An 8,258-nucleotide genomic window follows, 5' to 3' on the forward strand; every position below is an offset into this window, starting at 1 on the left:
CGTGTCCAGTCCAGTCCAGTCCAGTCCAGTCCAGTCCAGTCCAGTCCAGTCCAGTCCAGTCCAGTCCAGTCCAGTCCAGTCCAGTCCAGTCCAGTCCAGTCCAGTCCAGTCCAGTCCAGTCCAGTCCAGTCCACGAGGAATTCTCGCAGCCCCAGGAAGTGTCGTACTCGTGACGTAGGGTTAGAACAAGGGGTCCCCCGGTGGGACGAATCCGCATATTTCCGCTTTCACGTTTGCGGCCCGCCTCCATCGAGACGGGCCGCTTCGCTTGCGCGCCTTACAGGTCGAGCTTCGCGAGCTCCGTGCGGGAGGAGACGCCGAGCTTCGGGTAGGCGTTGTACAGGTGGTAGCCCACGGTGCGGGGGCTGACGAAGAGCTGCTCGCCGATCTGGCGGTTGGTGAGACCGTCGGCCGCGAGGCGCACGACCTGGAGTTCCTGCGGCGTCAGCAGTTCGGCGAGGTCGGGCTTCGACTCGACGGCCGTCGAGTCGCCCGCCGCGCGCAGTTCCCCTTGCGCCCGTTGGGTCCACGGCACCGTGCCCAGCCGCTCGAACACCTCCGTGGCCTCACGCAGGTGGGCCCGCGCCTCGTTGATGCGCCGCACCCGCCGCAGCCATTCGCCGTACAGCAGCTCAGTGCGCGCCCGCTCGAACGGGTCGATGTCGTCGGCGCGGTGCAGCTCCACGGCCCGCGCGAAGTGCGTCCCGGCCTCGGCCTCGGTCGCGAACAGCGCCCGGCACCGCTCCACCAGCGCCTCCCAGTAGGAGCGGCCCGTCGCGTCGGCCCAGTCGGCGAACCAGTCGAAGGCCTCCTTGACCTCCGCGAGCCGCCCGGCCCGGAACGCGGCCTCCACCAGCGTCGGCACCTGCATGAGCACCTCCATGGGGGTGCCGCCCTCGGCGATGCGCAGCAGCCGCTCGAACGCGGCCTCGTACCGGCCGAGCCCGAGCTCCAAGAGCCCCAACGCGGTGTCGGCGGGTATCACCGAGTCTTCGGGCGCGTCCTGGATCGCGGCGGCCACGAGCTCGCGGCAGCGCCGCTCCTCGCCGCGGATCGCGGCGATCGGCAGCAGCACCCAGATGCGGCCCTGCATGAGCGCGCGGCGGTCGTTCTGCTCGTGGGCCAGCTCGATGGCGCTGGAGGCGGACGCCTGCGCGTCCGCGTACCGCCCATAGTGGAACTGTGTCTGCGCTTGCACGAGCAGCGCCTGCACGAGCGGGCTCATCGCGCCGCGTTCACGGCAGGCCCGCACCTGCTCGGCCGCCGCCTGGTGCGCGGCGGGCACGTCCCCGGCGAGGAACCGCCAGCGCGCGGCCAGGACCTGGTCGAACGCCTGGAAGTCCTCGTGGAGCGGCTGGTAGTAGTCGTAGAGGGAGCGCAGGGCGTCGACCGCTTCGCCCGCGGTGTCGCCGGGCTGGCGGTTGAGGCCGGCGGCGGCGCGCGCGAGGCGGCGCACCCACGCGTTGTTGGAGCCGCCGTACTTGGAGGCGAGCCCGGAGGCGTACTTCACCTTCGTGAAGTCCCCTGTCTCCCAGGCGTTCCAGACGCCGCGAAGGAGGGGGTAGCCGGTGTTCTCGTGGCCGGTGGCGGCGTAGTGCTCGGCCGATTCCATCCACACGTCGAAGCCTTTGGAGTGGCCGGCCCAGGAGAGGATCGTGGCGCGGATGAGCGCGGTGCGGGCGAGGAGCACGTGGTCGTCGGTGAGGCGTTCGGCGGCTTCGGCGAGTTCGACGGCTTTGCCGGTCATGCCTGCGGCGTAAGCGCATTGGGCGGCTTCGGTGAGGCGGCGGGCGCGGCGGCAGGGGTCGGGGGTGAAGCTCGCGGCGCGTTCGAGGGCGGCCATCTCGGCGACGCAGCCGCCGCGTTCGGCCTCGTAGGAGGCGATGGATTCGAGTGCGGCGGCGGCCTTCTCGTCGAGACCGGTGGTGGCGGCGGCGAGGTGGCGGGCGGCGCGGATGTCGCCGTCGCCGAACGCTTCGGAGAGGGCGCGGTGGGCTTCGATGCGGCGGGCCCTCGGCGCGGAGTGGTAGGCGGTGGAGCGGATCAGGGGGTGGACGAATTCGATGCGGCCGCGGTGGTAGCGCAGCAGGTCGTCCACTTCGGCCGGTTCGAGGTCGGCGAGGCTGGCGTCGAGTTTCGCGGCGGCCTCGGCGATCACGGCGGTCTCGCCGGTCTCTTCGGCGGCGGCGAGGAGCATGATCGTGCGGGTGCCCTCGGGGAGGGCGATGATGCGCTCGGTGAACGCCTGCTTGATGCGCGACGTGGTGGAGTAGCGACTGTTGGAGGTGTCGGCGCGCAGCAGCGACTCCTCGTTGTCGGCCGCCGGGAGCTCGAGGAGCGCCAAGGGGTTGCCCTCGGACATGCGGAGGATCCAGTCGCGGCTGGTGTAGGGGATCTCGTCGGCGCGCATGTCCAGGATCGCTTGGGACGCATCGAGGTCGAGCGGGCCGAGGGTGAGTTCGGGGATGCCGGGCGCGGGGAAGTCGGGGGCGAAGCCGTCGCGCACGACCAGGACCATCGTGATGGATTCGGTCGAGAGTCTCCTGGCGGCGAAGAGGAGCGCGTTCGTGGAGTCGCGGTCGAGCCAGTGGGCGTCGTCAATGACGACGTACACGGGCTGCTTCGCGGAGGCGTCCACGAGGAGGTTCAGGAGGGCGAGGCCGACCTGGAGGGAGTGGGCGCGGCCGGTGCCGTCGCCCATGCCGAGGGCGGTGCGGAGGGCTTCGGCCTGGGCGGCGGGGAGGCGGTCGATGCGGTGGAGCAGGGGGTGGAGCAGCATCTGGAGGCCTGCGTAGGACCAGGTGTGCTCGGCTTCGACGCCGAGGGTGCGCAGGACGGTGAAGCCTTCGGCGCGTGGGATGACGGCGTCGACGATCGCGGATTTGCCGATGCCGGGCTCGCCGCGGACGACGAGTGCGCCGCCGTGGCCGACGCGGGCGCCGTCGAGGAGGGCCTGGATCGAGTCGAGTTCGGCGTCGCGGCCGTAGAGGACGGGGCGGCCGTGGTCGGCGTCGTCCAAGAGCGGGACGCCCCGGGGGGCGTCCTGGCGCGCGCGCGTGGTCTCGGCAAGGTTTTTCACGGCGGCTCCATCCTCAGGACGACCGGGGACCCTTCCAGGGTAGCCACGGGGTCCGACCGCTCGCATCTGTCATTCGACTGGGGTCGACTGGGGCGGCCGCCACCTGGTCGAACGCCCGCGCTTACCGGGTTCGGTTCCCAGTCGCCGATCCCAGTCGGGCGACCGGGGCGCGGGCGCGGACGCGCTCGTAGCGTCGTTCCCATGACCGCACCGACTCAGATTCCGACGCCGAGGGCCGCCGTGCCGAAGCGCCGCGGCCCGCTCCGCTGGGGGCCCGCGCTGTGGGCGGCGTACGGGCAGGCCGTGGCCTTCGCGTCCGCGGCGGTGACCGCGTTCCTGGTCACCGACATCGCCGCCGAATTCCATGCTTCGCCGGGGACGCGGCTGTGGCCGTTGGGGGCCTTCGCGATCGGTTTCGTCGTGGCGGCGAACGCGACGCGCCGGACGGGCGCGCTCGGCCGGGCCCGGTACACCGGGGCGATCTCGTTGGGGGCGTTGGCGCTCGGCGCGCTCGCCGTAGCGCTGTCGCCGGGCTTCGGGTTCGCGATCGGCGCGGCCGGGGCGTTCGGGATCGCCGCGGGGCTCGCGGTGGCGCTGTCGGGCCGGGTGGTGTCGGCCGCGGAGGTCGGAGACGGCTCGGGGTCGATCGCGCTGTCGGCGGCGGCGCTGCTGGCGGGGATCGCGGCGGGTGTGGGCGCGCTGTTCGTGGTGCCGTTCTATGGCTGGCGGGGTGTGCTGGGTCTCGTCGTGGTGGCCGCGGTGCTGGCGGCGTGGAAGTTCGCGGAATATGTCCCTGATGATTCCAGCTCGTAAGAGAAATGTGACGTGAGATTCGTCTGAGTTCCATGGGAACTCTGGGATTCGATGTCACGATGAGGTCGTCCGGGTATTCGGAGGTTTTACCCGGCACGCGGGCACCGGCCGTCCTGTGGCGGTGTCCGGAGAGAAGGCCCCGGGGAGGTTCGAGACCCCGGGGCCTTCGCTATGCCCGCCGTTCAGCGGTCGCCGGTACTGGTGTTGGTCTGCCAGGTTCGGACGGCGTGGTGGATGAGGGCTGGTTCGTTGGCGAGTGCCCATTCAGTGTGGGCGGGTTCGGCGATCACGAGTCGCGGGTTCGCGGTGTCGAGGTTGACGACGGACCCGATGAGGCTCGGTCGGGTGCCGGTGAAGGTCAGGCGTAGGCGGGTCTGGCCGAGGACGAGTGAGAACTGCACCGGCCGCTCGTCGATGGTCTCCGTGGCCAGCACGGGAAGCCCGGCCAGGTCGATGGGGAGTGCCGCGTCGGGCGGGTCGGTGCGGCGGACGGGGAGCGGGATGGCGTTGAGCGCCTTGATGTAGCGGGCTCTGATGCGGCGGGTGGTGTAGCGGTCGGGGATCACGCGATACCACCGCCGATGATGAAGGTGGCGTTGGTGTCGAAGGCGTGTTCCCAGGTGGCCATGTAGGGGCGTGGGGAGGGGCGCCTGGTGGCGCTGTTGCGGACGGCTCGGGCGAGGTCGTGTTCGGTGCGGTTCTGGCGGGCGGCGATGACTCTGCGGGCGGCGCGGGCACCGCTGATGGCGGCGGCGATCGCGGCGCCGGGCCGAGGCGAGGTATTCGCTTCGACCGGTTGCCGCGCTGCAGTCGGTGTTGCTCCGCCGCGGAAGTCGTTGGCGGGAAGGACCACCCCCGCCCGTACAGCCTCGGGCTCGTGCGTGCCGGGACCGGGTTGTGCCGGGATCGGACGTGCCGCAGGCGGTTCGGGGTGGCCCTGTTGCCGCTTGAGTGGTGCGGGCATGGCGATGAGGCCGCAGGTGAGGACCCAGGCGAGCCAGTGGAGGACCCAGGCGGCGCGTTCGCGCAGGTAGGGCTTTTGTGGTGCGAAGTGCGCGGCTCTGAGTTGGGCGGAGTTGGCGATGAAGCGGTCGAAGGCGTCTTCGCGGAGCTTCGAGAAGCGGTGCGTCTCGGTGTACTCGGGTTGACGGTGGTCATGTTCGGTCGGCGTAGTGCAGGCGCCGCTGGTCCAGCCGTGGTCCTCGGACAGTCGGTAGCGGCCGCCGCGCGGGTCCTCGTCATCGTCGGGCCAGAACCGCGACCGCCGGGGACCTGCTTGGTGCTGTTCGGGTTCTTCCGGCTCGGAGGGAACGGGGCGGCCTCGCTGGCCCCAGGGCGGGGGCCGGTCCGATCCGCCCCGTTCGCCCCGGAAGCGCGAGTGCTCGCCGTCGTGATCGCCGCTGCGGCGTTCGGTGGTCGTTGCTGTCTTCTCTTGCGCCGCCATGGGTTCGGGCCAGTCGGCGGTGCCGGGGAACCAGGCGTTCGCCGGTGGGATCCAGTCTTCGGCTGGCAGCGGGTCGGGGGTCTCGTCTCGGCGGTGGCGGCCGGTGCGTTCGTCCTTGTACCAGCCCGGGGACCCGTAGGGGCCGGGATCGTATGGGTCATATGGCCGGTTGGTGTCGATGATCCAGGTGTCGCCTGGCCGGTGGCGCAAGTGCATCGGCTCGTAGCGCGGGCTGCGCGGGTCCGAGTCGGGTGCTTCCTCATCGCACGATGCGGGGTTGTGCTGGTACCGGTAGGCGCCGGGGCACATCGGATCCGGCTCGCCATCGGCCAGGAAGAGCCGTCTCCCGGCCCAGTCGTAGTAGCCGGCCTGGTCGCTCGATCCGGTGATGGTGCGGAGCGGCGCACCTGGGCCGAGGGTCTCGTGGCGGTAGAACGGCTCTTGGACCAGGACCATCGCCCGGGCCTGGTTGCGATGGGCCGCGAGTTGATGAGTTGCGCCAGGCCCGTTTTCGCGTAGGGTGGACTGTGCCATCGGAGGGCTTCCTTCCGTTGGAGAAAGGTGGGCCGCCGCAGTGATTGCAGTCCTTGAGGCGGCCCACCGGCCATATTCAATTGGTTTCATGAACGTGCGATTCGCACGTGAGTTCAGGCTGACACAGCTTTTCGCGCAACTGCAAGCGCGACACGCCATCGTGTACGAAAGCGTCTAGTTCGCTGACTCCCCGTCTGACGCAGCGCCTGCCCATTCCCTTTGGAACCCAACCGAGTTCGCTGATCACCTCTTTCCCGTGCGACCTCGGCTTCACCTGTGTTCCGGGTTCAATCAGCAGCGACAACGAGGTCACGCTCGTTCGCTGTCGCATTGCGACAGCCTGCACCGTCCCGGTCAAGGTTCAATCGGGCAGCGATAAAAGGGTCTGAGCGGCCTCGGCCGGTAGTGCGGCTGCCAGCCCTGATTTGGATGCGGTTCAGGCGGGCAGCGACAACGAGGCAGCACCACATTGGGGCCACCATTCCGGACTCCGGCCCTGATTCGGATGCGGTTCAGGCGGGCAGCGACAACGAGGCAGCGCCACATTGGGGCGCTACTCCGGCTGCCAGCCCCGATTCGGATGCGGTTCAAGCGGGCAGCGACAAAGAGGTCTGAGCGGCCTCGACCTGTAGTCCGGCTGACAGCCCTGATTCGGACGCGGTTCAGGCGGGCAGCGACAAAAGGGTCTGAGCGGCCTCGGCCGGTAGTGCGGCCTCCGGGTGGTGTGGCGGCGGACGGCGGAGCGCCATTCCCGAGCCGGTTCACAGTGCGCCCCAGGCAGTCTGAGGGCATTTGCGAGTGTCCCTCATGGATTATTCACCCCTTTGAGTGATGACACCACCACCCCGCGCCTGTCATCATTGAGGTACGAACACGCAAGCGAAAACAAGCAGATCATTCGAGAACAGCGGAAGGAGGCGAGCGGTCGATGGGCTCTTGCACCAGCACCCCCGGTTCCGAGCGTGCCGCCGCTATCCGCTCGGCTCTCGATGACGCCGCCTCTTTGATCAACGCCCAGCACGCCCAGGTCCTCTCCTGGGTGATCGAGATGAAGGAAGCCGGCCTGCACCGCTCGGCGTTCGGGTTCTCCGCCCTGCGGGATCTGTTGGTCTCCCAGTTCGACTTCCACAACCGCACGGCCGCTGACATCGCGGCCATCGCCCGCCTGTCGGGGAAGTTCCGTCTCCTGGCCGAGGCGGCCGTCTCCGGGAAAGCCAGGGTCGACCAGGTCGCCTATGCCGTCCGCCAGCTCGAGCAGACTCCGGCCATGCGCCTGTTCGCCCGCACTCCGTTCAAGACCCCCGTGCCCTCTCCCTTCGACGCTGAGGTCCTGTGTGCGACGCCTGAGGCCATGGTCGCCCAGTACTGCGCGCACGCGACCTTCACCGAGCTGCGCCGTCACCTCGATGAGCTCTGGGCCTCGATCGCCGAAGCGTCCGAGCTGTTCGATGCACTGGGCGAGCAGTCCATGCAGCGCCTGGAGCTGACCCCGCAGGCCAATGGCATGTGGGCTCTGGAAGGCCAATTGTGCGAGGCCACCGGGCGCCTCCTTGACAAGTATTTGAAGACTGCCTGCCCGCCACCGCGCCAAGAAGACCAGGAGAGCGAGGACGAGGGCGGTCTCCTTCCCGCCCAGGCCAACCGCAATGCCGAGGCTCTCCATCAGCTCCTCGCGGGCTACGGGTCCTCCCCGCAGGCCGCGACCCGCCACGGCCACACCGCGACCCTCGACCTGACCGTGGACATCGAGACCTTGCAGTGCAAGGACACCGGCCGCCTGCCCCTCCTCGAGGGCCAGCCCATCTCGGTCGCCCGCGCCCGCCTCCTGGCCTGCGAAGCCGGGGTCATCCCCTCGGTCTTCGACTACACGAAAGGCGAAGCGGTCGAACTCGGCCGTGCCCTGCGCCTGCCGAATGCGGCCCTGCGCCGCAAGCTCGAACTCGAGCAACCGGAAGGCTGCGCTTGGCAGGGCTGTGACCGGCCCGTGGCGTGGACTGAGGCGCACCACATCCAGCATTGGGCCGATGGCGGGCCGACGGTCGCTGAGAACCTGATCCTGCTGTGCCGGTTCCACCACGGCCGCATCCACACTGCGGGCTGGAGCGTGGAGAAGACCGGCCCCGGACAAGCGGTCATCACCCACCACGACGGCCAGGGCGGCCAGGGCGGCAACGACAGTGAAGGCTGCGGCTGCTCCGACTGGCGCACTGACCGGGACATGGATGCCGAGAACGAGGGCACCGAATGGGATGTGTTCCCGACCGGGCTGTACCGGACCGAATGGTCCGAGGCCATGAAGCCCGACCTGGACGCCCTCACAGAAGCGATCGAGAGGGATCGGGCGATCAAGGCCATGCGGACAGCCAAGGCGAAATGCCGAGAGCAGTT

At 69.6% G+C, this 8,258-nt stretch carries 5 protein-coding genes; 2 read left to right on the forward strand and 3 right to left on the reverse strand.

The window, feature by feature from the left end:
- Window positions 1-277: 277 nt before the first annotated feature.
- Window positions 278-3,079, reverse strand: coding sequence for an AAA family ATPase (locus AB0K52_RS22870; protein WP_208497809.1), 2,802 nt, complete (start codon window positions 3,077-3,079; stop codon window positions 278-280).
- 201 nt (window positions 3,080-3,280) lie between these two features.
- Between AB0K52_RS22870 and AB0K52_RS22875 the strand changes: the two genes are divergently transcribed.
- Window positions 3,281-3,892: a hypothetical protein gene (locus tag AB0K52_RS22875; RefSeq protein WP_363535866.1), complete on the forward strand. Its 612-nt coding sequence runs from the start codon at window positions 3,281-3,283 to the stop codon at window positions 3,890-3,892.
- A 182-nt stretch (window positions 3,893-4,074) separates the two neighbouring features.
- Here AB0K52_RS22875 and AB0K52_RS22880 read toward each other — a convergent pair whose 3' ends face one another.
- Entirely contained in the window at window positions 4,075-4,458 is a 384-nt protein-coding gene (locus tag AB0K52_RS22880; RefSeq protein WP_363535869.1) for a hypothetical protein, read from the reverse strand.
- The gene (locus AB0K52_RS22885) at window positions 4,455-5,792 is read right to left on the reverse strand and encodes a hypothetical protein (protein WP_363535872.1); all 1,338 of its coding nucleotides are present in this window, start codon (window positions 5,790-5,792) and stop codon (window positions 4,455-4,457) included. Before AB0K52_RS22885 ends, AB0K52_RS22880 begins: the two co-directional genes overlap by 4 nt.
- 1,006 nt (window positions 5,793-6,798) lie before the next feature.
- Here AB0K52_RS22885 and AB0K52_RS22890 point away from each other — a divergent pair.
- Window positions 6,799-8,258: DUF222 domain-containing protein (locus AB0K52_RS22890; RefSeq protein ID WP_363535874.1), on the forward strand; the 1,460-nt coding region annotated here is incomplete at its 3' end.

The organism is Glycomyces sp. NPDC049804 (assembly GCF_040674615.1).
GTDB lineage: Bacteria > Actinomycetota > Actinomycetes > Mycobacteriales > Micromonosporaceae > Glycomyces > Glycomyces niveus.

What these genes read in the sequence shown, in the direction of transcription:
- AB0K52_RS22875 (WP_363535866.1), top strand. Translation starts at nt 3,281, where the DNA reads ATGACCGCACCGACTCAGATTCCGACGCCGAGGGCCGCCGTGCCGAAG.
- AB0K52_RS22885 (WP_363535872.1), bottom strand. Translation starts at nt 5,792, where the DNA reads ATGGTCCTGGTCCAAGAGCCGTTCTACCGCCACGAGACCCTCGGCCCA.